Origin of the sequence: Pseudoalteromonas sp. 2CM37A (assembly GCF_023161885.1) — a bacterium.
In the GTDB taxonomy this organism is placed as follows: Bacteria; Pseudomonadota; Gammaproteobacteria; order Enterobacterales; family Alteromonadaceae; genus Pseudoalteromonas; species Pseudoalteromonas atlantica.
The window spans coordinates 737,263-762,497 of the sequence record NZ_JALNTJ010000001.1; the positions used below are offsets into that span (position 1 = coordinate 737,263).

Annotated in this window: 21 protein-coding genes and 1 riboswitch; of the genes, 15 read left to right on the forward strand and 6 right to left on the reverse strand. The window is 41.1% G+C overall.

The annotated features are described in order from the left end of the window. Positions 1 to 59: 59 nt before the first annotated feature. Positions 60 to 232, reverse strand: a riboswitch (Lysine riboswitch). Between the two features lie 290 nt (positions 233 to 522). From MTF68_RS03305 to MTF68_RS03325, 5 genes are all read left to right on the forward strand, one after another. Then, positions 523 to 1,794 carry a hypothetical protein gene (locus MTF68_RS03305; RefSeq protein WP_248461655.1) on the forward strand — a complete coding sequence of 424 codons (1,272 nt, stop codon included), beginning with the start codon at positions 523 to 525 and terminating at the stop codon, positions 1,792 to 1,794. A gap of 3 nt (positions 1,795 to 1,797) precedes the next feature. Continuing rightward, positions 1,798 to 2,346: a hypothetical protein gene (locus MTF68_RS03310; protein WP_024033404.1), complete on the forward strand. Its 549-nt coding sequence runs from the start codon at positions 1,798 to 1,800 to the stop codon at positions 2,344 to 2,346. Next, positions 2,343 to 5,120, forward strand: a complete 2,778-nt coding sequence (locus tag MTF68_RS03315; RefSeq protein WP_029774581.1) for a hypothetical protein — start codon at positions 2,343 to 2,345, stop codon at positions 5,118 to 5,120. The genes MTF68_RS03310 and MTF68_RS03315 overlap by 4 nt, the downstream gene beginning before the upstream one ends. Positions 5,121 to 5,228: 108 nt before the next feature. Continuing rightward, positions 5,229 to 5,780 carry a DUF4136 domain-containing protein gene (locus MTF68_RS03320; RefSeq protein ID WP_054983133.1) on the forward strand — a complete coding sequence of 184 codons (552 nt, stop codon included), beginning with the start codon at positions 5,229 to 5,231 and terminating at the stop codon, positions 5,778 to 5,780. A 65-nt stretch (positions 5,781 to 5,845) separates the two neighbouring features. After that, positions 5,846 to 6,649, forward strand: a complete 804-nt coding sequence (locus MTF68_RS03325) for a methionine sulfoxide reductase (protein WP_248461656.1) — start codon at positions 5,846 to 5,848, stop codon at positions 6,647 to 6,649. 20 nt (positions 6,650 to 6,669) lie between these two features. Here the strand turns inward: MTF68_RS03325 and MTF68_RS03330 are convergent, their stop codons facing one another. Then, positions 6,670 to 7,161, reverse strand: a complete 492-nt coding sequence (locus MTF68_RS03330) for a peptide-methionine (S)-S-oxide reductase (RefSeq protein ID WP_248461657.1) — start codon at positions 7,159 to 7,161, stop codon at positions 6,670 to 6,672. Between the two features lie 177 nt (positions 7,162 to 7,338). Here MTF68_RS03330 and MTF68_RS03335 point away from each other — a divergent pair, with 177 nt between their 5' ends. Then, a complete protein-coding gene (locus MTF68_RS03335; RefSeq protein ID WP_248461658.1) occupies positions 7,339 to 9,192 on the forward strand; it encodes a TonB-dependent receptor in 1,854 nt (617 codons plus the stop codon). 722 nt (positions 9,193 to 9,914) lie between these two features. On the opposite strand, the gene MTF68_RS03340 is transcribed toward MTF68_RS03335, so the two are convergent. Continuing rightward, the gene (locus MTF68_RS03340) at positions 9,915 to 10,178 is read right to left on the reverse strand and encodes a YkgJ family cysteine cluster protein (protein WP_248461659.1); all 264 of its coding nucleotides are present in this window, start codon (positions 10,176 to 10,178) and stop codon (positions 9,915 to 9,917) included. Positions 10,179 to 10,347: 169 nt separating this feature from the next. On the opposite strand from MTF68_RS03340, the gene MTF68_RS03345 reads away from it, so the two are divergent. From MTF68_RS03345 to MTF68_RS03360, 4 genes are all read left to right on the forward strand, one after another. Then, positions 10,348 to 11,529, forward strand: coding sequence for an efflux RND transporter periplasmic adaptor subunit (locus tag MTF68_RS03345; protein ID WP_248461660.1), 1,182 nt, complete (start codon positions 10,348 to 10,350; stop codon positions 11,527 to 11,529). Continuing rightward, a complete protein-coding gene (locus MTF68_RS03350) occupies positions 11,526 to 14,675 on the forward strand; it encodes an efflux RND transporter permease subunit (RefSeq protein ID WP_248461661.1) in 3,150 nt (1,049 codons plus the stop codon). Before MTF68_RS03345 ends, MTF68_RS03350 begins: the two co-directional genes overlap by 4 nt. A gap of 712 nt (positions 14,676 to 15,387) precedes the next feature. Continuing rightward, positions 15,388 to 17,184, forward strand: coding sequence for a SulP family inorganic anion transporter (locus tag MTF68_RS03355; protein ID WP_248461662.1), 1,797 nt, complete (start codon positions 15,388 to 15,390; stop codon positions 17,182 to 17,184). A 220-nt stretch (positions 17,185 to 17,404) separates the two neighbouring features. Continuing rightward, complete coding sequence (locus MTF68_RS03360; RefSeq protein WP_248461663.1) at positions 17,405 to 18,295, forward strand: dienelactone hydrolase family protein; 891 nt, start codon at positions 17,405 to 17,407, stop codon at positions 18,293 to 18,295. Positions 18,296 to 18,340: 45 nt separating this feature from the next. Here MTF68_RS03360 and MTF68_RS03365 read toward each other — a convergent pair whose 3' ends face one another. Beyond that, entirely contained in the window at positions 18,341 to 18,505 is a 165-nt protein-coding gene (locus MTF68_RS03365; RefSeq protein WP_240452915.1) for a hypothetical protein, read from the reverse strand. A 354-nt stretch (positions 18,506 to 18,859) separates the two neighbouring features. Continuing rightward, positions 18,860 to 19,795, reverse strand: coding sequence for a LysR family transcriptional regulator (locus tag MTF68_RS03370; RefSeq protein WP_248461664.1), 936 nt, complete (start codon positions 19,793 to 19,795; stop codon positions 18,860 to 18,862). Positions 19,796 to 20,250: 455 nt separating this feature from the next. Between MTF68_RS03370 and MTF68_RS03375 the strand changes: the two genes are divergently transcribed. The 5 genes from MTF68_RS03375 (at position 20,251) to MTF68_RS03395 (ending at position 23,482) form a co-directional block, all read left to right on the forward strand. Further along, positions 20,251 to 21,357, forward strand: a complete 1,107-nt coding sequence (locus tag MTF68_RS03375) for a major royal jelly family protein (protein ID WP_248461665.1) — start codon at positions 20,251 to 20,253, stop codon at positions 21,355 to 21,357. Between the two features lie 52 nt (positions 21,358 to 21,409). Then, positions 21,410 to 21,793 (forward strand): thioredoxin family protein, encoded by a 384-nt coding sequence (locus MTF68_RS03380; RefSeq protein ID WP_248461666.1) that lies wholly within the window; start codon positions 21,410 to 21,412, stop codon positions 21,791 to 21,793. Beyond that, the gene (locus MTF68_RS03385) at positions 21,753 to 21,965 is read left to right on the forward strand and encodes a hypothetical protein (RefSeq protein ID WP_248461667.1); all 213 of its coding nucleotides are present in this window, start codon (positions 21,753 to 21,755) and stop codon (positions 21,963 to 21,965) included. Before MTF68_RS03380 ends, MTF68_RS03385 begins: the two co-directional genes overlap by 41 nt. Continuing rightward, positions 21,962 to 22,750 (forward strand): glycine betaine ABC transporter substrate-binding protein, encoded by a 789-nt coding sequence (locus tag MTF68_RS03390; RefSeq protein WP_055255038.1) that lies wholly within the window; start codon positions 21,962 to 21,964, stop codon positions 22,748 to 22,750. Before MTF68_RS03385 ends, MTF68_RS03390 begins: the two co-directional genes overlap by 4 nt. 78 nt (positions 22,751 to 22,828) lie before the next feature. Beyond that, the gene (locus MTF68_RS03395) at positions 22,829 to 23,482 is read left to right on the forward strand and encodes a nitroreductase family protein (RefSeq protein WP_054983121.1); all 654 of its coding nucleotides are present in this window, start codon (positions 22,829 to 22,831) and stop codon (positions 23,480 to 23,482) included. 52 nt (positions 23,483 to 23,534) lie between these two features. On the opposite strand, the gene MTF68_RS03400 is transcribed toward MTF68_RS03395, so the two are convergent. Then, positions 23,535 to 24,119 carry a class I SAM-dependent methyltransferase gene (locus MTF68_RS03400; RefSeq protein ID WP_248461668.1) on the reverse strand — a complete coding sequence of 195 codons (585 nt, stop codon included), beginning with the start codon at positions 24,117 to 24,119 and terminating at the stop codon, positions 23,535 to 23,537. A gap of 264 nt (positions 24,120 to 24,383) precedes the next feature. Then, positions 24,384 to 25,016 (reverse strand): glutaredoxin 2, encoded by a 633-nt coding sequence (gene grxB, locus MTF68_RS03405; protein ID WP_248461669.1) that lies wholly within the window; start codon positions 25,014 to 25,016, stop codon positions 24,384 to 24,386. Positions 25,017 to 25,235 lie beyond the last annotated feature (219 nt).

Here is a 25,235-nt window from a genome sequence, read left to right on the forward strand (position 1 = left end):
TATCCAAACCGCTAAAAAACAAGAAGAACTTGGCAAAGGAATGCAAATAAGATGTGTCCGCTGCCAGAAGCTCTCCACCTAAGTTGGTGACAGTTTTGGGGATTCAGCCCCATAAACCGAAAAACACGGTTGACGTAACCTTGTTTTCCTCGGCGAGTACTTCCCTCTTTAATGGTTATGGGCGTTCGTCACCTACCATTAAATACCTAAGTATCGCACCTCTTCTGAATGTTGTATTAACCTGTGGCTAATAAAACAAAACCCCACTGTGTAGCGGGGCTTTGAAAGTTATCGTTTAGACGTCTAGCTGTCAAGGTGTTTTAGTTAATATAACGCGAATAATTTAGCCCGGGTTTACATTGCTGGCTACTTTTACAGCGCTTAATGTAACTCGCCTGTACGCCAGCTAAAAAAATGTGTAAATTAAGCCAGTTAATAACGAGTACTTTTTATTATAAAAATATAAAAACTACGCTCTGCTTTAAGCGTAGTTAACTCATTACTAGGATGTATCACCGCATTATGATCCCAGCTAAAAAGCTGCTTAACACCCTTAACGAACATTGGAGTGTTTTAGAGCTATTATTTAAACGTTTTAAAATGGCCGACTTTAGCCTCAAAGACGTGCAAAACGCCATTAAGCAAAAACAGCCCACATGGACAAACGAGCGCATATACAAAGAAACTAACCGTTTGCTCAATCAAGATATACTTATTCCATTGGCTAAATCATCCCAGCTTGAAATAAACCGCGCCATTGCCGATTTTGCGACCTTTTTATTACAAGAAGAACACCTAGGTTTAGCACAAGAAATTAGCGTTTTGGTTGATGATTTAGCACGCCTAGGAAACCGATTAGATAATGCCGGCGAAATAGAAGACTTTGACGATTTACGCCGCTATAGCCGCATTATGGATGATCGGGTACGTAAAATAATGAAGCTTTACGCGCACAACGAAAACGCTATTTTAAACATTGTTGAGCAAGCTAAATCTGATCACGCGGTGCAATCTTTGCAAAAGCGCTACAAAGCGGTAATAGAAGCCTTTGACGAATACATAGAGCCGATGCTTGAAATGGTCGATATTCGCGGTGACTTTCATGCCTGTTTTACACTTATTGAGCAGCAAATAAGTAAGCAAATAGAGCACATTGAACGCTCAGGCAAAGCCTACAACGACAAACGTATGCTTGAGCAATTGCGTACTCGGATACTCGAAATGCATTTAGTTGGCCGAGAAAGCTTACGCAAAAGTGCCGATATGCTTATGCCACTGCGCGAAGAGCTACGCCGTAATAACCTAATTACCCGCCAGGCAGCAAAAGTGCTTGGCCTTGTGCGTAAAAATGGCGTAGACAACATGCTAAGCGCGGTACAACCAAATTTTGTAAGCGATGCGCAGCGTTATTCGCTTGGCCAGCAGCGTCATATAGTTGCCTATATGGCAAGCTTGGTAGAATTTGAACACGAAGAATACCAACTCCCAGAGCAACAAGACGTGCCGGCATTTGTTACGCCAAACATTCCTGATTACCACGATGTTAAAACAAGCTTTGCAAAACGCTTTAATAAAAAACGTAAAAAGCCCCAGCCATTACTGCAATTTTTAGATGAAAGCTACCCAGAATTAGACGCCGACGAAATGCTATTTTTATATCAAAAACTAGTCAGCGACAGTGAAATTCACATTAGCCAAAGCGATGAAAAAATACGCGTAAAAATTGCCGGCCAGCATTTTTCGTTATACCCATTTAATTCTGCGCCACAGCCAGATACACAGGCAGACGAGTAACACATGACACATATAAACTTAGACGAGCTTACGCACCTACAAGCCATTAATAAAAAATTAGGTGCGGGTTACCATATTTGCGAACAAGACAACGTAATGTGGCAAGAGCTTGACCAGCACATAGAATCTTATAGCGCCTTATTTAGCGCCCTTGGCCACGATTTAAAACACGACAGCCGCGGCTTTTACTACTTTGCCAGCGACGAAAGCACGCCAAACATGGGTAAAATATCCCGTGCTATTGCACTGACTATTTACATTTTAATTGAGCACTTTGCCAATACGGGTAAAGACCCAATGCGTGCCCTATTTGATGAAGTAAACGATTTAGAACTGATGCAAACCTTAGTGCAAATTAATAAGCACTTGTTTGATCAGCTTGAGATATTTTCGGGCTCAGATTTACGAAAAGACGTATACCTGCGCATGGTACGTTTAGGCCTTGCCCGCGAAGTAGAAGGCGGCTTTATGCTACAAGCGCCTATTCACCGCTATATTGATGCACTTATGGAAGTAAACGAAGAAACCTACATTACAGAGGACGAGCAATGAAAAACTTATACGGACTAAGTAAACTCGCCCTACTTAATACCGCAGGTTATGCAAAATGTGTTATTCCGCTTGATAAAAGCAGCTCTATTTGTGCGCCAAACAATACCGGTAAAAGCTCGGTTATAAACGCCCTACAATTTCCGCTAATAAACGATTTGCGCCTAACCGAATGGGACGGGCACGATTTAGATGAAACCCGTAAATTTTATTTTTCATCGGATCAGTCGTACATTTTGCTCGAAGCCAACCTCCCCCATGGCTCGGTGGTTATTGGTGTAGCAGGCCTTGGTAAAATAGCCGGTTACGCGCATCAGTACTTTTGTTATCAGGGCAAACTTGATTTAGCGCAGTACACGCAAGGTAATACCATTATTAAGTTTACCAAGCTGTTTAATCATTTAAAAACGCAAGGTTACAACCCTATAGAGCTTAAAGCACAAGAGCTAAACGCCCTGCTTACCGGCGGCGCAACCCCTTTTGACGGCGACATTAATTTAAAAATGATCCCGCTTAATAACGTGCAAGACTCCGCCATTTATAAAGAAATTTTTAGGCGTATTCTTAACTTACACAAATTGGGTGCAAGCGATGTTAAACGCTTTATGCTACGTGTGTTTGAACGCCATATGTCTAACTCTAAAGTGGACTTTTACGAGGTATGGCGTCGCTCGTTTGATAAAGTAAATCGGGCTAAACGCGAATTAAAAGCGCTTGAATCAATGCAAGAGCCAATAACAGCGCTTGAATCAATGCTTGAGAACCAAACCGTGCTTAAAGGTAAGTTAGCAGCCTACGCGCCTAAAATTGATCAAGCATTAATAGACTTTGATACCTACCAAGAAGAGCAACTAAGCGAACTAGCCATTGCCCTTGAAGACATAGAGCACGAAAAACACGAGTTTGAGCAAAAGCAAAGCTTATACGTACAGCAATCGCGCGATATAGAGCGCAGGCAAACCCAAATAGAGCAATGGTTTTTAGATTACAGCGCTCTTAAAAGCGAATTTGAACTGGTAAATAAAGCCACCCTTAAAACCACCCTTGGCCAACTTAAGCAAGACTACGAGTCGCTTTCGCACTCGATTACCAGCGCACAAGGGCAAAGCCTACACACGCTTGATTACCGCATTAGCGAAACGCAAAAGCAAATTAAAAGCTTAAAACTGCAGCTTAAAAACCTTGAGTTTAATTTGTTTACCCGAATGCGCGAAGACCTATCACTTAAAGAGGTAGAAGAAATATCGCGGATTTTAAACCCCGATATACTCTCGTTTGCCACCACCAGCAATGGCGATATAACCATTGATGATGAAGACGCCTTTGGGGAATTTTTATCGCTATTAAGCGAAAACGTTAAAGGCGGTGTACTAACCCTACCAGGGGCAAGCATTAAACTTAAAAAACTTTCCCCAGTGCAAATGCAAAGCGGCGAAAACAAAGCCCAGCTTAGCGCTCAGCTAGACGCGCTGGAACGCTCGTTAAAAGAGTTTAAACAACAGCGCGAAGTAGCCGCTAACGTGGCCGATAAACAAAAAGAAAAAGATGCACTTTACGATGAGCTAATGAGCGCAGAGAGCGCACTAAAACGCTTAGAGCAATTCGAGGTAATGCAGCAATCGGTAGAAGCGCAATCCATGCTAAAAGAGCAGTTATTAGCAGAGCGAGAACAAGTTGACGACTACCTGCAAGACATTCAAAAAAATAGTGGCTCAATTGCAGACAGGCGCTCGTTAATTAAATCTAAGCAAGAGCAAATTAATCGCCAAACCGAGCGCCTACGCCAAGTTAAAAGCGAACGAATTGACCACACGCTTGATTTATACAGCGGTAAAGTAACCCCGTATATGATTGATATAACAGTCGACTTTGATAACCTAAGCGACTTAGTACATCACTTTAATAAAGACTGCCAAGAGCTGCGCAACTTTGACATAAACGTACGTAATACCTATTTGCATGTATATAATGCGGGCATTACTAAGTTCGATAACGAAAACGACGAATTCACTAAATACCAAAAGTTGATTAGCGCATTTCATAACCTTGATAACGAACGCGATGCCGTTGAGCGCCAAGGCCGAGTAGCCCTAACCGAAGTAGCCGCCACAATTAAAGGCTTGCGTGAAGACCTAGACCGCCTTCGCCGCGAAATGAACAGCTTTAATAAAGGAATAAGCCAGCACCGTATTTCTAACCTTCAAGCGTTTAAAATTAACGTAATACCTCGCAAAATGCTGGTTGATAGTATTGATACCATTATCAGCACGTCGCATCAGTTTGAACAAGGCGACACCCTTGATTTATTAAGCCAAGAACCTTACAGCGAAAGCGCAGTAAACGAAGCAAAAGATCACCTAATAAAACTTGCCTCCGACAAAGCAGGCCTTACATTAACTGATTTATTTGATATTCGTTTTGAAGTGGTTAACCGCGCTGGCGAAACCGAACACTTTGAAAAAATCGATTCAGCTGGCTCAAACGGGACCCGTATTACTATTAAGTTATTATGTGGCATGTTGTTTATTCGTTACTTATTAAGCGATCAGGAACAAAACCTTTACCGTATACCCATTTATATTGATGAAGCGGCCGACATTGATCCGCAAAACCAAAAAGCAATCATAGAAACGGCACTGAGCTTTGGCTTTGTGCCAATTTTTGCCTCGGTTAAGCCGCAGGTAAGCTGTGATTACATTGTACCTATTCGTTCAGTGAAAGATGGCGCCCAAAACTGGGTAGACGAAAAAGACTGGATTGAAGTTGAACACAATTAATTGGCCGTTAAGGCAAACCAACTAAACTAAAATATAGGACGTTAAACTAATACACATTTAAACGATGTGTGTTATTTTAAATTAACGCATTTTATTGGAGCAAAGGTAATGAAAAATATACTTATTGTTGCAGCGCTGACATTACTTACAGCCTGTACGCAAACCCCAGACTGGGATTACGACAAATCAGCCAACTTTAGTAATTTTAAAACATTTGCTTGGGTAGAAAACGCGAGCCTAACCAAAGACACCACAAACTACCAAATTAACGGCTTAATGGAAAAACGTGTACGTACTGCCGTTAATAAAGAGCTTAGCCAAACTTTAGGTATGAGCTTAGTAGACCCAGCCCAAGCTGACGTACTAGTTAACTACCATGCATCGGTAGATAAAGAGCTAGAAGTAGACAGCTTTAACGTAGGCTACGGCGCACGTTGGGGATACTGGGGTACGGGTTTTCAACGCGACATTAGCGCCCGCGAATACGAAGTGGGTACGTTAGTAATTGATATTATTGACCGCGAATCAAACCAGCTTGTATGGCGCGGCGCAAAAGAAGGCCGTTTAAAGAAAAAACAATCGCCTGAGCAACGCGAAGCATCAATTAAAGAAACAGTCGCTAATATTTTAAGTAACTTCCCGCCGCAAAAGCAGCTGTAAGTTTAAAGTTAGTTTTTAAAAAGCTCACAAAATGTGAGCTTTTTTGTTAATAAAGGACTCATACCTTGGCATTTTTAAAATATTTTACAGTCACTCTGTTCGTCTTTTTTGCTTCGCTCCCCGCACATGCGGAAAATTTAAAATTAACACCGGGCTTATGGCAAGGCATTTACAAAAATAATTTTGAATACAATGTACTGGAAATAAAAGAAAACGGAGAACACCGTTTAATCATTGCAAATATCGCCAGTGCATTTCATAGAAATAAATCAATTGCGTTTAATGATAACGATATTAAATGCAATCGCATTAATTGCACTATCAAACTCATTAGCCCTAATAAAGAGCATCTGCAATTTACATTAATTTTAAGCCGTTATTTAGATAATTCATTTGAGGTGTTAGAAATTTATTCTAATGCAGACGATGATTTTGTCATGTCAAAAACTTACCGATTGGAAAAACAAGAAAGGCAATCTACCGTCCATACATTTATAGATAAATACCGCTCTAGAATAGATGAATTAGCAGCTATAGAAAAGTCAGGTTTATATGGTTTTTGGGTAGGATTATTAAATTTAGACGGCAATCAAAAACTCGTAAGTATTGAATTTCACCCAAATAAAGAGTCATATTTCACCTATTTTGCAAGTGGAACCAATGACATAATCAGCACCACTTTTATGCCACAAGATATTCAAGAAATAGACAACGTACTGAAAATCACTACCAGCAATCCACTCTTCGCAAATAAGCTAATTATTCATAAAGACAACCGAGAACTCAAAGGCTATATGTATTCAAACCACAAAGGTACAACTCTTCAAACTGGCTCGTTTAAATTGTATCGCTTTGAAAGGCCTGAGTAACCTGTAATCTAAGTATAACTCTATGACAATTTATACTTATACAATAACTCAAAAGGTATATGGCAATAGTCATCTGGGTGGTTGGTTAAACGGTCTTGATGCTCAGGATCGCTTGGCACGTAATTAGTTAGCGGCTCTACCTGTACTACAATTTTATCGGCATCACTGCGCTTATTTATATAATTGCTTGCTGCGTCTAAATGGGTTTGGTGTTTACTGTAAATAGCAGTGCGGTATTTAGGGCCTACGTCATCCCCTTGTTTATTAATGCTGTATGGGTCAATAATTTCAAAAAAGTAGTCAAACAGCTTATTTAGGCTAACGGCGTTTTGGTCAAAAATTACCTTTACGCATTCAGCATAACCATCGTATTCGCCATCTGTAGTTTTACTTGTACCATTAGCGCGCCCTGCCTGTGTGCTAACAACACCTGGTAAGTGTTTCATAAACTCTTGTACGCCCCATAGGCACCCACCAGCAAAGTAAATAGTATTGTGTTCTTTAATATCCATTATAAATGTTACCTAATGAGAAAAGTGTGAATGGTTATCAAATGCAGATATTAACAAATTAATGTACAATCGCGCACAAAATGACTGCTGTTACATTTGACTATTTTATCATGCTCAAATATAAGCTTTGAAATTAATTGTAACCGCAGCTACAAATAAAAAAACGACGAGAAACACATGAACCGCACACCATACATTATATTGCCTGCACTTTTATGCAGTGTTACCCCATTTGTTTATGCTAATACGTTATCTGATGAGTCTTCAATCGAGCAAATAACAGTGGAGGCTTCGCCTACTGCGAATAAACTGCCTGTGGGTACATTTGACTCGCCTATTTCTAATTTAGAATATGACCCACGTGTAGATCTTCAATCGCGCAATATGGCTGAGGCGCAAGCTGATGTAACTATTCGTGGCGGTATTTTTGAAAACACCGGCTTTAGAGTAGGCAGTGCTACCCTGCTTGACCCGCAATCTGGTCATTATTTTGCTGAAATTCCCATTGCACCGCAAATGCTAAGCGGCCCAGCAGTTTTAACCGGTGCTGATAATGCACTGTACGGTATTAACAGCTCTGTAGGTACGGTTTCGTTTGGTTGGAAACCGATTATTACTGGCGGTAGTGTATCGCTTGGTACTGGTACGAACGACTTTAATCTTCAAAGTATTCACGCTGCTAAAAACACACAACTTGATAGCTTAGCTGACTATACCTTAGGTTTTGAAGGTGAATATTCTCACTCGCAAAGTGATGGCACTATTGATAATGGTGACCATGACTTTTCGCGCGCCTCAGCTCGCGTGCAATTGGCAAGCGAGCATAGCCAAACCGATTTATTTTATGGCTCGCAAGATAAGTTTTTTGGCTGGCCTAACTTGTATACCCCTTTTGGCGTTAACGAAACTGAAGATTTAGAAACCCGCCTTTGGATGCTTAACCACAAGCAAAATTACGCTGAAAACAGTAATTTTGAAGTATCGGCGTATTACCGTACCCATGACGATCACTATATTTACTCGCGCGAAAACCCAAGTGCATTCGAAGCGTTTCATAAAAGTGAAGTTAAATCGCTTGCTCTTTCAGGTCGCCATGCACAAAGCAATGCGTTTGCAATCAATTACTCAGCACAATTTATTGATGACTCGATTGAATCAACCACACTTGAAAACAACTTTACCTCACGAAAATATTATAAGCTGAGCGTATTGCCCCAATACACTATGGCGCTAAAGGCTAACCAACAGCTTATTTTTCGTTTAGGGGCTGCGTATGACGATACAAACCGTGATGACGCTGAGGTATCAGCCATTGGCGATATAACCTTAAATACCCAAAATAATGACGGCACAGCGCAAAGCCTTTATTTATCATATGCGCAGGCGAGTCAAGTTGCAGGCTATACAGCCATTGGCGGTAGCGATTCTGGCGGGTTATTTAGAAGTAACTACAACCTTGAGCGCGAAACCACTTCAAACTTAGAGTTAGGTTTACTACTTGAAGAGCAAAGCTGGCAGTTAAACTCGGCTATTTTTTATCGAAAAGATAATAACTTAACCGACTGGACCTTTAATTTTGACTCTACCTCGGCGCGCTTTGCAAACCCCGTTGATATTGATACTGCAGGGGTTGAATTTTTAGCGACTAAGCACTTTGATACAGCAAAACTTATTGCTAGCTACACCTATTTACATAAATCAGAAAACTACGGCGCAGCCGATATTGATGCCAGTTTTTACGCGTTAAACTTCCCCGATCACCGTTTAACACTTGGCGCTGTGTATAACCCAACTGATATTTTAGAATTTAGAATAGATAACGAATGGCGTACACAACACAAAAATGCGCTTAGAAACGGCGACGACAACGCGTTATTTACCCAGCTAACGCTTAAAATAACCCCGCCTCAGTTAAGCAATTTATTTATTACTTTAGCGGCAGATAACTTATGGGATGAGTCGTTTGAAGAAATACCTGGTACACCAGGGCGTGGTGAACAATATACATTAAGCGCAACGTACAGTTGGTAGAAAATAAACCCGGCGTTTACAAACTCAATTTATACTTTGATTTGTAGACGCTGTGTTTTTTATAAAAGCGCTATTTTAGAAAAAATATTGCACAAAAAGAAACGAATAAGCAGTAAATGAGAAAACAAAAGCCAACTATTGCTTAAAGTTAATCTCTTCCTCTAAAAGCCCCGCGCCTCTTGCCCTCTTTGTGAGTTATTCACTTTATGGCCTTAAGCCAGTAAAAGCAGCACGTTTTTATATAAAGCAAAGCTAAAAATTTGCACAAAGAGAAGCGAATGAGGAGTAAATGAGAAAACACAAACCAACTATTACTTAGAGCTAATCTCTTCCTCTAAAAGCGCAGCGCCTCTTGCCCTCTTTGTGAGTTACTCACTTTATGGCCTTAAGCCAGTAAAAGCAGCGCGTTTTTATATAAAGCAAAGCTAAAAAGTTGCACAAAGAGAAGCTAATGAGTAGTAAATGAGAAAACAAAAGGCAACTACTGCTTAAAGTTAATCTCTTCCTCTAAAAGCCCCGCGCCTCTTGCCCTCTTTGTAAATAATCCACTTTTACAGGCTTTGCCTGTCACGTAAGCAAGCTTCACGTCTACAAAACAACCATATATCTACACATTTGCGGTAGACGCAGAGCTTGCTCGCGTGAAAAGCGCAGCTTTTAATTACTTAAAAAAATCACTCGGTAATAGATAAATGTAAATATATGTGTATTAACTTCGTAAGCTAGGTTAACTGCTCAAGTTCGGTAATAAGCGCTAGAGCCTCTGCATTAGTTGACCCACATACATCGTGCGTGGCGCTAAAATCGCTACATACTTTAGGGCGGCTTTCATCGCCAAATAGTTTACATAAATTGTTCTCATCAAGCTGAATACAACGCTCTCCGGCTTTTTTACCGTTTGGCATACCGGGTATTGGCGAGCTAATACTTGGGGCAATGCAACATGCGCCGCAGCCTAAGCGACATGCCATAGGCTCTGTTTTCATAAATACCTCTGTTAGTTAAAGCCAGGCCTTTGTATTTAAATTTACACTCTGCCTAGCCCATTATTTATCTGTAATACACATATGTAATGCTTTGTTACATCTTAAAACGCCTTGTAAACACTTTATTGCGTATTATTGCCTTGTCACCAAATATATGAAGGAATGCCTTGTGGCTACTAAAAAACAAATTTTATTACCAGTCGCGGTTTTAGCAGCCGGGATTGCACTCGCTTTTGGCCTTTCAGCCATGAAAACGCCACCAGAAGAAAAACCAGAGCAAGACACTCGCCCACTTGTTGCTGCGCAAAACGTAAACATTGATGCAATAACGCTCGATGTTAAATCGTACGGCGTAGTAAAACCTAAAGACCGTACAGAACTGGTTGCACAAGTAAGCGGGCAAGTTATTTCAGTAGCCGAACAATTTGTTGAAGGCGCGTTTGTTAAGCAAGGCGATATTTTAGCACGAATTGATCCAAATGATTACGAGGCCGATTTAATTGAGGCTGAAGCAGGCCTTGCCCAAGCAAGTTCAGCGCTCGAAATAGAACGCGCGCAAGCTCACGTAGCTAAAGCCGAATGGGAACGTATTAAATCAGACTCAAGCGATGCAATTGCATCGGAGCTTTATTTACGTAAACCACAACTTGCAGAAAAAATGGCAAACTTTCGCTCTGCCCAAGCTCGTGTAAAACGCACTAAACGTAATTTAGAACGCACGTACATCAAAGCCCCTTACGACGCTATAATAAACCAACGCACCATTAGCTTAGGCTCAGTGGTTAGTGCGGGTAATAAGTTTGGCGAGCTAAGCGCTACCTCTGTTGCAGAGGTGCGTTTACCGGTTGCAGATAAAGAGCTGCAATACTTAGATAACGGCGGTATTGGCGCGTTGGTTACACTTAACGCTGAATTTGCAGGCAAACAGACAACATGGCAAGCCAAGGTGGTACGAAGCGAAGGTGTGGTTGATCAAACCAGCCGTATGAGCTATTTAGTTGCTCAGTTACCGACTCCGTACGCTGATAACACCAAACCACTGCGTTTTGGCTCTTATATAAATGCCACCATAAAAGGTCGCGCGCTTGATAACGCGATTATAGTGCCGCACCATTTAGTTAAAAATAACAAAATTGCTATTTTAAACGACGATCACACCCTGAGTTTTAAAACGCTTAATATTGTACGTGAACAAAACGGTATGGTGATTGCGGACCAAGGCTTAAACAGTGGTGAGCAACTTATTACCTCTGCCCTTGAATACCCAACAGAAGGCATGGCGGTTAAGCTGGAAGGCACTGAGCCTAAAAGCGATGTGACTCAATTAGCACTTAAAGAGGATACACCATGAGTACCTCAGAAAAAGGCTTAATTGCATGGTTTGCACGTAACCCAGTGGCGGCAAACCTCATCATGATTTTTATACTTATTGGCGGGCTTTTAACAGCGCTGACAATTCGTAAACAGGCATTCCCGCAGTTTGAAAGTAACTGGGTGAGTATTCAAGCGGTATACCCAGGCGCAGCCCCGCAAGAGGTTGAAGAAGGCATAACCATAAAAATTGAAGAAAACCTTGAAGGTACCGAGGGTATAAAACGTTTAATCACTTACTCTAACCGAGGTTATGCGCAAGCGTGGGTAGAAATAGAAGAAAAATACGACCTACAAGAAGCCCTAGACGAAATAAAAGCGCAAGTTGATTCTATCAATACCTTTCCGGCAGGAATGGAACGCCCCGTTATTCAACGTGAAAAATTTCAGCAAGAGGTGATGATCCTCGCGCTTTATGGCGACATGAGTTATTACCAGCTTAAAGAGCTAGGTAACGACATAAAAGATGAACTACTCGCCTTACCTGGCGTTAATTTAGTCGACTTTTACAGTGGCCTAGATTACGAAATAGGCATAGAAATAAGCCCCGACAAACTACGTGAATATGGCCTAACTTTTAGAGATGTATCAAGTGCGGTGCAAAATTTTTCTACCAATATGTCGGCAGGGCAAATTCGCTCTGATACTGGCTATATTTCAATGCGTGTTGAAAAACAAGCCTACCGTGGTGGTGAATTTGCAAAGCTTCCGCTTATAACGCTTGCCGATGGCGCACAGATTAACTTAGGCGATGTAGCAACAATTAATGATGGCTTTGAAGAAGGCTTACTTTACTCTAAATATAACGGTAAAAACTCACTCACGTTTGAAGTAGATGCCTCAAAAGATCAAGACATTACCGATGTAGCTAAAATTCTTAAAGGCTACATGGCAGAAAAACAATCGAAACTTCCACAAGGCGTAAAGCTCTCCCCTATTGTTGATTTAACTTACTACCTTGAAGGTCGACTCGATATGATGATCGACAACATGGTATGGGGCGGTATTTTAGTAATGATAGTGCTGGCACTGTTTTTACCGCTGCGTTTAGCTTTTTGGGTAATGATGGGCTTACCGGTGTCTTTTCTAGGTGCCTTTTTGTTTATGCCAATTGGCTTTTTAGACATCACCATAAACATGGTGTCGTTATTTGCCTTTATTATTGTACTTGGCATTGTGGTCGACGATGCCATAGTCGTGGGTGAGTCTGCCAGTGCCGAAATAGAAAAACACGGCCATAGCCTTGATAATGTTATTCGCGGAGTTAAGCGCGTTGCAATGCCTGCCACTTTTGGTGTTTTAACCACTATCGCGGCGTTTTTACCGCAAGCTATGGCATCGGGCCCAGGCGCTGCGTTTTCTAAAGCCATTGGTGTGGTTATTATATTGTGTTTGATTTTCTCGCTGATTGAATCAAAGCTAATATTACCTGCGCATATTGCAGCCATGAACCCACGTAAACCTAACCCTAAAAACCCATTACATAAACTGCGTAATGTGGTTGATAGTGGCTTAAAACACTTTGTACAAAACTATTACACGCCTTTTATAGGTCATTGTATACATTATCGTTATACCGTAATTATTGGCTTTTTATGTATATTAATAGTCAGTGCAGGTATGTTTGCAGGCGGCTTAGTTAAGTTTGTGCCTAACCCTAAAATACCGCATGATTTTCCGCGTATTACGCTTGAAATGAACCTGGCCTCTTCGGAGCAAGCCACCCTTGAAACGGCCCGTAAAATAGAAGATGTATTACTCAAAGTAGATAAAGAGCTTGAAGAGCAATACGGCCAAAGCATGATCCGCGATTTATCGGTAAGCTTACGTGGGCGTACTCAAGCAAACATTATGGCTATTTTAGTAGAGCCACACTTGCGCCCTATCGACACCTTTGCATTAAGCACCCTGTGGCGCGAACAAATGCCCCCGCTTCCAGGTGTTAAAACGCTTAATATTCAAGATAATATCTTTAGCGGCGGACGTGATGACGGCGACGTAAGCTTTAGGCTACAAGGCAAAGATGCCGATGAGCTAAAAGAAGTAGCTGGTAAATTAAAAGCTAAACTACAAAGCATGGAAGGTGTAGGCGATGTAAACGACTCACTGCAAAGTGCCACCGACGAAGTACAGCTTGATTTAAAACCACTGGCCTACAGCATGGGACTTACTCTTGCTGACATTGCATCGCAAGTAAGCTTTAGTTACTACGGATTAGAAGCACAGCGTATTTTACGCGAAGGCGAAGAAATTAAAGTAATGATACGCTACCCAGAAAGCGAGCGTAACTCAATTAGCAACATTCAAAATGCGCGTATTATTACCCCAACCGGCGCAGAAGTACCGTTAAGCGAAGTAGCCGAAGTTAGGCTAGTAGATGGTGTAAACCGTATTCGCCGTGAAAACTCAAACCGTACTGTTAATGTGTGGGCAGCAGTAAATACTGACCAAGTTGAGCCGTTTGCTATTGCACAAGAAATTCGCGATACCTATTTACCTTCACTGCTTAAAAGCTACCCAGGCGTTAAAAGTAATGTGGCTGGGCGCGTACAAGAAGAAATGGACAGCGCCGATGAGCAGTTACGCGACTTTGCTATATCGCTGATGATTATATTTGCCTTATTGGCCATTCCGCTTCGCTCATACTCGCAGCCGCTTATTATTATGTCGGTTATTCCATTTGGTGTAGTAGGTGCAATGTTTGGTCACGTAATATTAGGCATGACCATGAGCGGGCTGTCTATGTTTGGCATTATTGCTGTAGCGGGCATAGTCGTAAACGACTCACTCGTAATGGTTGATTTTGTAAATAAAGCACGCGCAGAAGGCATGGCCGTAAAACAAGCTGTTATGCAAGCCGGTGCAAAGCGCTTTAGAGCTATATTGCTTACCTCAATCACTACATTTATTGGTGTAATGCCAATTATTATGGAAACCAGCTTACAGGCTAAAATAGTTATTCCTATGGCGGTATCGCTGGCCTTTGGTGTGCTATTTGCCACGGTAATTACTTTAATACTTATACCTTGCCAATACGTAGCACTAGAAGACGCTAAGCGCCTTACCCGTAAGCTACTTGGTAAATCGCAACCTATAAGTGTTCAACCGACACCCACTGCCAAATAATTAAAGTTTCTCTCCCAACCATTAAAGCTCGGCCTAATACGCCGAGCTTTTTATTGCCTGCATATTGCACTGCATTATTAATAGTTTTTATAAAGTGTTTCAAATAAATTATGGGTAATTATTTTAATTATATCAGCGTATTATGCGCCCTCAATTTAAAGCATCGCTAACGCATTATAATTTTATTGCTTAGCATTAAGCTCACACCGCAATGGTTTTGAGCCGCTTGTCAGTTAAGTGCCCTCCACTTAGCTCTAATAACGAGGGCGTGTTGACCTTTGGCGTTTGAATTTGCAGCAGTATGTTTGGTTTTTAGGCAAGGCAGAGCCTATGAAGTGTGGTTACTCCCCATAAATAGGCGATAACGCAGCATAAATGCCAAACATGCGCTGCCCTTCGGGTTCTGCCTAGGGGCGATAAACTCTTTGTTGCCTACATGGATGTAGGTAAGGGGCGTGAGCAGGACGCGGAAGCTTTGCTCGGTTTTTACTTATTCTTACAGGGATGTAAGTCATTAGAATAACGCAGGAGCAGTTATCGAGCCCACTAGGTTACAAACCTCGCGCCGCGATTTGATCGCCCCTAGATTGAACAAATCTCAATCCGCAAAGATCAACACGCCCTATACACGTAAATTTAAAACACCTAAATATACTGCTATCCGCTTAAAGCGCTATGGCATCTAGTTTATTTATGCACCCTAAGGAACCCTATGTTTGATTTAATAAGCAAACGCAGCGCTAATTTAAAAAATGATGTATTAGCCGGCTTAACCGCTGTGCTTACGCTCATTCCCGAAGCCGTTGCGTTTACATTTGTAGCGGGAATTGACCCAATGATGGGGCTTTATGGCTCGTTTTTTGTTGGCTTTATTACCGCCGTGTTTGGCGGCCGCCCTGGTATGATTTCGGGTGCTGCTGGCTCTATGGCTGTAGTCACCACCGCCTTTATTATTATGTTTGGGCTGGAGTACTTGTTGGCCGCCGTGGTATTAACCGGTGTGCTACAAGTAGTGTTTGGCGCTTTTAAAATGGGCAAATTTATTAGGCTGTTACCTCACCCTGTAATGCTTGGCTTTGTAAATGGCTTAGCTATTGTGATTGGTATGGCGCAATTTGGCCAATTTAAAGAAAACGTTCGCGTAGTTTACGATAAGCAACACGATATGTTTACCTACGCAGGCGATTGGATGCAACTAACCAGCCCAGCTATGCTTACCATGATGGGGCTAATTGCGTTAACCATGGCAATTGTGTATTTTTTACCGCGCTATACTAAAGCAATTCCTGCCCCTCTTGCTGCAATAGCAGTGTGTACGGCGCTGGTCACCTTTACGCCACTTGAGTCAAAACTTGTTAGCGATGTTGTGCACACGCAGCGTACTTCAATGATTGAAAAAGAGATCATTACTGAAAACTTTGCAGCTATAAAAAATCAAGTACCTCATGGGCAATACAGCGAAGTGGCGCAAAATATTGCGCTTGAGCGCCCAACCGATGCGCAAATTACGGCTAAATGGCAAGAAAACGAAGCGCAAAAAGTAGCTGAGGGCTTAAAAGAAACCATCGACCCACTTGATGGCAGTTTAAAAGGTGCATTACCGAGTTTTCACTTTCCGCAAATTAGTTGGGATTTAACCAATAGCGACTCGCTCGATGCGCTTATTACCGTGCTCATGCTTGCGCTTATTTTGTCATCTGTGGGGCTAATAGAAACCCTTATGACGCTTTCGCTTATTGATGAAATAACACAAACCCGCGGCCAAGGTAATCGTGAGTCGGTAGCGCAAGGCTCGGGCAATATTTTAAGTGGTTTATTTGGTGGCATGTGTGGCTGCGCCATGATTGGCCAAAGCATGGTCTGTTTAAACTCAGGCGGCCGAGGGCGTGCAGCAGGTATTGCTACCGCTTTATTTATGCTGGTATTTATTTTGTTTTTTCCAAGCTTAATTGAAATGATACCGGTGGCATCTTTAATTGGCGTTATGTTTATGGTGGTTATTGCTACGTTTGAGTGGTCATCTTTGCGCTTATTTGGTCGTGTTCCAAAGTCTGAAATATTTATCATTATTGTGGTATCTACCGTTACCGTATTGCTCGATTTAGCCGTAGCCGTAGGCATAGGTATTGTTATTTCTGCCTTGGTTTATGCATGGAACTCTGCAAAAGAAATCCGTATTCAATGTAGTGATGAATCGCAAAGCGAAAAAACCTACCAAGTAACGGGTAATCTATTTTTTGGCTCTATAACCTCGTTTAAAGAAGGATTTAATCCACATAACGACCCACAAAAAGTGTGTATAGATTTTGCCAGTGCCAGAGTGTGCGACCAGTCAGGTATTGAAGCCATACATGGTTTAAGTGAGCGTTATAAAGCATTAGATAAAACGTTGTATTTGCGCCATTTGAGCCCAGAGTCTGCCAAGTTATTACAAAAAGCCGGTGATTTAGTTGAGGTTAACATTGTTGAAGACCCTAAATACCCTGTAGACAACGACGCTATGGCGTAACACGTCACTTAGGTAACTCACTAAAAAAGCTCGGAATTTCCCGAGCTTTTTATAAATATTGATGAAGGGCTATGAAGGTAGATAAGTTAAAGTTTACTAGCCTTTTATTTTATATTAATGAGATCTATAAATTTAAAAAGATAAACTGCTCGTTTTTTATCCCTAATACGTTATGGTAATAAATAACAATACATAACTAATAATAATGGAAGGAGCAGCCATGAATCCCCCGCAATCAGATCATATCCCGCAAGAAGCCTTTGATTGGTACGACGAATACGCCCACGGTTTAATGGACCGACGTACATTTATGAAAAAACTAGGTGGGTTAGCTGCACTTGGTTTTTCAATGAGCGTACTAACCAGTGCCCTGTTACCTAATTATGCGTTTGCAGAGCAAGTATCATTTAACGATGATGATATTAAAGCCACCTACGAAGAATTTGATTCGCCAAACGGGCATGGTAAAGGCAAAGGCTACTTAGCAGTACCTAGCAAAATTGAAGGTAAACTGCCGGTTGTATTAGTTATTCACGAAAACCGTGGTTTAAACCCATATATTAAAGATGTAGCCAGGCGCTTAGCCAAAAAAGGCTTTATTGCCTTTGCACCCGACGCACTCTTTCCGCTTGGTGGCTACCCTGGTAACGATGATGAAGGACGCGCCATGCAAAAGACCATGGACAGAGCTAAAATTCAAAACGATTTTGTAGCTGGGGCTCACTTTTTAAAAAGTCATTCTAATAGTAACGGCAAACTGGGAGCTGTAGGCTTTTGTTTTGGTGGTTACATTGTTAATTACTTAGCGGCAGTTGAGAGTGACTTACTGAGCGCGGGCGTGCCTTTTTATGGTACTCCTGCCAGTGAGTCACTGCACAAAAATATAAAAGCGCCTTTAATGATTCAATTAGGTGAGCTTGATAAACGCGTTAACGCTACATGGCCTGATTATGAAAAAAGCTTAAAAGCTAACAATGTTGAGTACATTATGCACATGTACGAAGGCGCTAATCATGGTTTCCATAACGACTCTACTGGGCGTTATGATGAGCAAAAAGCAGAACTTGCTTGGCAGCGTACCTTAGCGTTTTTTAATGAAAAACTAAGTTAATAATAAGGTAATGCCACCAGCTTAAAATGGGTGGCATTTTTTAAGTTAATTGAGCTCTGTAATGTGTAAAAGCTCACCAGATGGTCCCCATAAATAAATCACTTGACCCCACGGCTCTTGTTTTATCCCTTCAAAGCGAATATCAAAGTGAGTTAACTTACTAATAGTGTTAAAGGCTTCGTTTATGTTTAATACGCACACTTGCAGCATTAAATTTTCAGCAAATTCTTGGTTGTAGTAACGATTAATACCAATCGACTTAAATATTTAATCATTCTAGCGTGCTAAATAGAGCGCTAACAGCGTTATAAATTTCTTATGTAGAACAACTACATGACGATATTTATGCCTTGTTATCACGCTATTTAACTGTCGCTATAAATGCCTAATAACTTAACACGATTGGTATAAAAACAAACTACATTCACCTGATGTTGCAATACTTAAATCAGCTGATGCAGGCTCAATAGTAAAGCCAAGCGCCTGAAAAAGTCGCACGATTGCTGATAATTTTTACACGGCACAAACACTCTAATATCATCAACTTGCATTATCAGTCCTTCATTAGCCAAGCACGCTTTTATCAATAATCCCTTTTGCAATAAGGGCTTTTAAAATACCGGCGCTTTTTTCTCTAAAGGCATCGCGAAGTAAGCGCACCGCCGGAGTGATTGACTGCCTACTTGGGCACACCAACCAAAGCTCTGTAGGCGTGGGTTTAAAGTTTGGCATAACATTTATGACATTACCGGCAAGTAATTCATTTGACATATCTAAGCACGATTTAACCGCCAGCCCCTTGCCCGACACACACCAGCGCCTTACTAAATCGCCATCGTTAGCCGCATGGCCACCGTGCAATTTTACTTTAAACTTTTCGCTGGCATCGCTAAATACCCATACATCTTTAATTATATCTTGCAGTTGATAAAACAGCCCTTTATGTTCTGTTAAATCATGTGGATGAGCAGGCGTGCCATGTGTATCAAGGTAGCTTTGTGCTGCGCATAAAATACGCGGTACGTCGCAAATTTTAAAACCGTACATGCTGGCATCGTTAGGTTTACCATAACGCAGTGCAATGTCGACCGAGTCACGATAAAAGTCGATATTACTGTCGCTTATATTGGCGCGCAAGCTGAGCTGAGTGTGGGTTTGCATGAACTCGTCAAGCCAGGGGATCACAATGTTGCGCCCTAAATCAGAAGAAAGCGCAATACGCAGCTCACCATCAATTATATCGTCATCGCTTTTAAGTGTATTTTTGGCTTGTTCAAGCATTGCCATTGCTTGTTGGCATTGCGGAATGTAACGCTCGCCGGCTGCAGAAAGCCTTAAATGGCGAGTGGTGCGTATAAATAGTTCAAAACCTAAACCCTGCTCTACCCTTTTAACAGCAGCACTTGCTGTGGCGGTGCGCATATCTAAATTTGATGCTGCAGCAGTAATACTTTTAAACTCTGCCACTTTTAAAATTACCTGTAAGTCTTCTAAAAGCATTGTGTATTAATCCATTATCAACTTAATAATTTAATTATTATTTTTGGCAAAATTAAGCGCTTTAGGTTTGCTTACAGTGTATTGAGCAATCAAAAAGTGATTTATTGTCTATTTATATTTAACAATGCTTATCTATTGCGCGGTTTATCAATATAAAGGCAAATATTACACTGTACCCAACAGCTAGTCACTAACCACTATTTATTAAATTAGGACAATCTTTAAGGCGTTTATTAGTAAACCCAGCTTTTGGCAGTAATAGTATGTTTAAAAAGAAAATTTGTTTAAAGCAATCGCTCGCTTTATCAATTAACTAATATTATTTGATAAAGATTCAATCATTACCCTGTTTATTGCATAAAAATTCTCACCTATTATTCACCTCAACGCAAGCGAAGTCATTTAGGCTATTTAAATCGCTTTACTCTATTTTTTAGCATAACGGGTATCACAGTATGAAACGATTAAAAACCACTTTAGCAATAGCAACCCTGTCATTAGCCGCAAGTGCTTTTTCAAGCGCCTATGCAGCAGACGTTGGCCCCCTTGAAACGGTGACTACTTTTAATAAATATCGCGGCGCAGGTATAACTATAACACCTGCAGGGCGAATGATTGTAAGCATGCACCCGCTTGATGCACCAAAAACGCGAGTAGTTGAAATTATGGCAAACGGTGCTCAACAACCTTTCCCTAACGAAGATTGGGCTGACGGCCCCGAGCTTGGCAAAGTAGGCCTTGCAGCCGTAATTGGCGTGCATAGCGACAGCAAAGGTGTGGTGTGGATTTTAGACATGGGCAGCGAGCAAGTAGCCCCAAAACTTATAGCCTGGGACAGCGTTGCCAATACCTTAGTTAATACCATTGAATTAAATAAAGACGCTGTACTTGATAACTCGTTTTTACAAGACTTTGTTATTGATGAACGTAACGACAAAATTTACATTGCCGATATGTCTTTTGGTAACTTTATGGGCGCCACTAAACCTGCGTTTATTGTTGTTGATTTAAAAACCGGCGAATCAACGCGTGTACTTGAGGGCAATGCTAAGCTAATGCCAGAGGAGCGCGATATTGTCATCGAAGCCTCTCCTGTTGCATCTAAATCAGCAAAAGGTGAAACAACAAACCTACGTTTTGGTTTAAACCCAATTACTATTGATGATAAAAATGAATGGGTATACTTTGGCGCATTTACAGGTACTAGCGTGTACCGTATTCCGGCAAAAACACTCGCTGATAGCACGTATTCAGATGCTAAAAAAGCAAAAAGCATTGAAGTGTTTGGCCCTAAAAACCCAAGCGATGGCATGACCTACGCGCCAGATGGCGGTATTTTAGTAACCGACCTTGAAAACAATGCCATTGGCTTAACGACTAAAGACCACTACGAAATAATTGTTCAAGACAAACGATTATCATGGCCTGATAGCCTAGCAGTGAGCAATGGTTGGATTTATGTAACCCAAGATCAGCTCCACCAGCACCCTGCATTTAGCCAAGGCTTTGGTAATGCAAAACCACCTTACGTATTAACGCGTTTTCGCTTTAATCAAAAATAATTAATTATTTTTATAAGCCAGCCATACCCGCTGGCTTTTTAGGAGTTAAGTTATGCTACTCGACACCCCTATTTGCGACTTTGGCTGGCAAGCACCCAACTTTACGTTAAGAACCCCGCAAGGCGAGCCTTTTACCTTAGCCGACAACCTAGGCGAAAATGCCTTGTTAATCATGTTTATTTGTAACCATTGCCCTTATGTGCAACGTATTGCAAGGCGCTTAAGCGATGATACCGCGTTATTAATAAACGAAGGTATAAATGTGTTAGCTATTATGTCGAACGACTATAAAAGCGTCCCTGCTGACTCCCCAGCTAATATGGAAAAATTTGCTAAACAGCACGGCTTTTTGTTTCCCTACCTTGTTGATGAAAACCAACGCGTAGGCAAACAGTATGGCGCGGTTTGCACGCCTGATTTTTTTTGGTTTCAATAAACATGGGGCACTGCAATACCGTGGCCGCTTAGACGATGCAAAAATGAATGACGATGCACATCGCACTCCTGAGTTAGTTAATGCCATGCGCCAAATTGCGGCCACAGGCAAAGGTCCTGGGCAGCAAACACCCAGCACGGGCTGCTCTATAAAATGGAGTAATTCATTATGAGTACAGTACATTTAAAATTGGGCGTAACCGATTTATCGTTTCACCATGTTACGGCCTCTTTAGTGAGCCATGTTTTAACTGATATGGGCTTTAACGTTGAGCGTATTTATGCGCCGCATCAAGATAACTTTAAAAACCTTAAATCTGGTGAAGTAGATTTACTCGCCTCAGCATGGCTACCTTCAAGCCACGGTATTTATAAAGCCGATGTTGAACAAGTTATGCCACTCGTTGAGCTTGGCTTACATTATGAGCCTTATGCACACTGGGGCGTACCAGATTACGTACCGCAAAGTGCAGTGAACGAAATTAGTGATTTGTTAAAACCAGATGTGCTTTCAAAAATGCAAAAAACAATTCAGGGCATTAATGCCGGTGCTGGTATTACCCGTTTTTCTATTAATATGATGAAAGAATATGGGCTGACGAGCGCAGGATATGAGTTTTTAACCGGCACAGAGCATGACTGTTTTAGCGCGTTTGAAAACGCCGTCGCCACCCAAACCTGGTGCGTAGTGCCGTTATGGAAGCCACAATTTTTGCATTACAAGCACACAATACGAGAGCTTAAAGAACCACAAGGATTACTAGGCGTTGTTGATAGAGCTGTTTTACTCCTACGTGAAGATAAACAAGCGCTGTTTAACCAAGCACAGTTAAACACCCTTGATAAATTACGCTTTTCAAATGAGATCATTGCCGAGCTTGACTATAAAGTATGCAAAAACTTACAACCACTCGATGACGTAACGCGTAATTGGCTTAATAACAATCCAATTAAATAGTAATTTGTGCTTTGTTTTTTTTTAAAAGGCTCAATATAGACACTACTTGGCTAAAAAAGCCACTTAACGGAGATAACCATGACCCATCCAATTATTAATGATTTAGAAAAACGTTATACAACTAAACGCTACACAACCAAGCGTATTCCTCAAGATGATCTAGATGTAATTTACGAAGCTATGCGTCTTTCTCCTTCATCGATTAACTCGCAGCCGTGGAAATTTATTGTTATTGAATCAGACGAAGCTAAAGAGCGTATGCACTCTACGTTTGCTAATAAATTTCAATTTAATCAGCCGCATATTAAAACTGCATCACACGTTATTTTATTTGCTTACAACCCTAAATATAAACGTGATGACTATGCACAAGTCATTGATGCAGACATTAAAAATGGCCGAACTCAAAGTGAAAACCGCGAACAAGCTTTTGGCGCGTTTGCTTTTGTTGACATGAATACCGATGAGCAAGGCAACAATGCAATGTGGACCAAAGCGCAAACTTACATTGCCCTGGGCAACACAATGCACGCCGCAGCACGCTTAGGCGTTGATTCAACACCTATGGAAGGTGTAGATGCACAGCTTATTGGTGAAGTGTTTGAACAAGAGCTCGATGGCTATATTTGTGATGTAGCGTTGGTACTTGGCTACCACGATGACACTGAAGATTATAACGCTAAGTTACCTAAATCTCGCTTAGCAAAAGAGCAAGTTATACAGGTTTTATAAAAACCTATTAAAAAAGCTTAGCGCTAATGAGTGCTAAGCTTTTATATTCATTTTATTTTTTAGCAATAGCTTGCAGGACCGATGCTAAACCCGTGTGGTATGTGCCTTCAAACACTTCTCGCTTTAATTCTTCTAAATGTACAAAGCTAAGCTCGGCTAAGTCATCTTGTAAATCGCTTTTTGAGGTTTTAGTATCGACACTTGGGCCGCCTCCGGTATTATAATTTACTTGCTCAGGCGTATAAGCCTCAAGTAAAAACACCCCACCTGGCTTTAAACCTTTAACAGCGCGCTTATATACCGCTGAACGCACGGCACTTGCTAAAGGGCAATAAATAGACACTACCGCATCCCATTTTTCTTTTTCGAAATCAAACTTCGCTAAATCGGCGTGTACAAGCTCAATGTTTACGTTGTGCTCTTTGGCAAGCTTTGCCGCTTTTTCAAGCCCTACTTTTGAGCCATCAACCGCGGTAACGCTGTAACCCATTTTTGCTAAAAATACCGCATTTCGCCCCTCACCTTCGGCTAAGCTAATAACATTGCCTTTAGGTAATTGCTTATAGTGCTCGGCTAAAAAATCGTTTGGCTGTTTGCCATAAGCATATTGCTGAGTGTTATACCTTTCATCCCACATAATAGCTCCTGGTATTATTTTGCGTATTCATAGCGTTGAATAAGCCTGCTTAATAATTCCACTAATAATATGTAGTGTAAATAGGTAACTAATTTTTTAATGTTATTAATATACTACTCAGCCATGCTCACGCACACTGCTAAGTGCTGGATTAAAAGGGGGGATTTTCAGAGCTAAATAAAAAAAGCCAGTGACGAGGTCACCGGCCAAAAGAAGGCAATACGAAGGGAGTCGTACTGGCTGTTAAAACTTTTTCATTATTCGCTATCTTAATAACGGCACATGAGATTCTAATGCCTGATAGTTCATCCATTGGTTTAATTGCTCTGGCCAAGTAATGGTTGGCTCACAATATAAACCGCGTAATATAGAAAAATAAATAGCGCTATCAAGCAAGCTTAATGACGTTTTACCATTTTTAATATTGAGCTGTTTTTCGGTGCCAATTAAAAATTCATTTACTTGTAAAACGATCTCAGGAGTTGATGCTATTAGGTTTACAAAGTTAAGCTCTGTCGATTGCTTGTTATCTTCCCACGCTATACGGCTAGATTCTGTTTTAAACTCTTTTAAATCCAGTAATGGCCAGCGCGGCAAACCAATTTGCAATAAAGGCGCAAACGAGCCACCTTGCCACTCAATAGCCCCTTGCGTTGGCTTGTTTGATTCGCTAGATCCAGCAAGTTTAATAAACAGGCTAATAATTTCGTTACTTTCACTTATAACAGTGCCGCCATCCATTTCAAGAATAGGTACCATTTTTTTACCAATTAGTTTTGTTGGTGTTTCAGTGTCGTCGTAATCAAGTACAACCTCATCAAGCTTAATGCCTAATTTGCCTGCTACATATTTAACACGCGCACAAAAAGGACAATGAGAGTAACTGTATAGTTTCATAATTAATTAAAGCCTAAAGCGGGTTAAGTACCTATGCCCGTAAGATACCCAAATAGTCAGCGCAGAAAAACCGCATTTAGGTTGAAACTTTATCTTGTAAAAATTGATAATCACGCTTTAATACCAGTCCGCATAATTAAGTGATCTATTTTGAGGATGGATAAACGTGTTGATAGCAAGGCAAAAAATTCGCTATTTAGTCGTTCCAAATGAGAATTT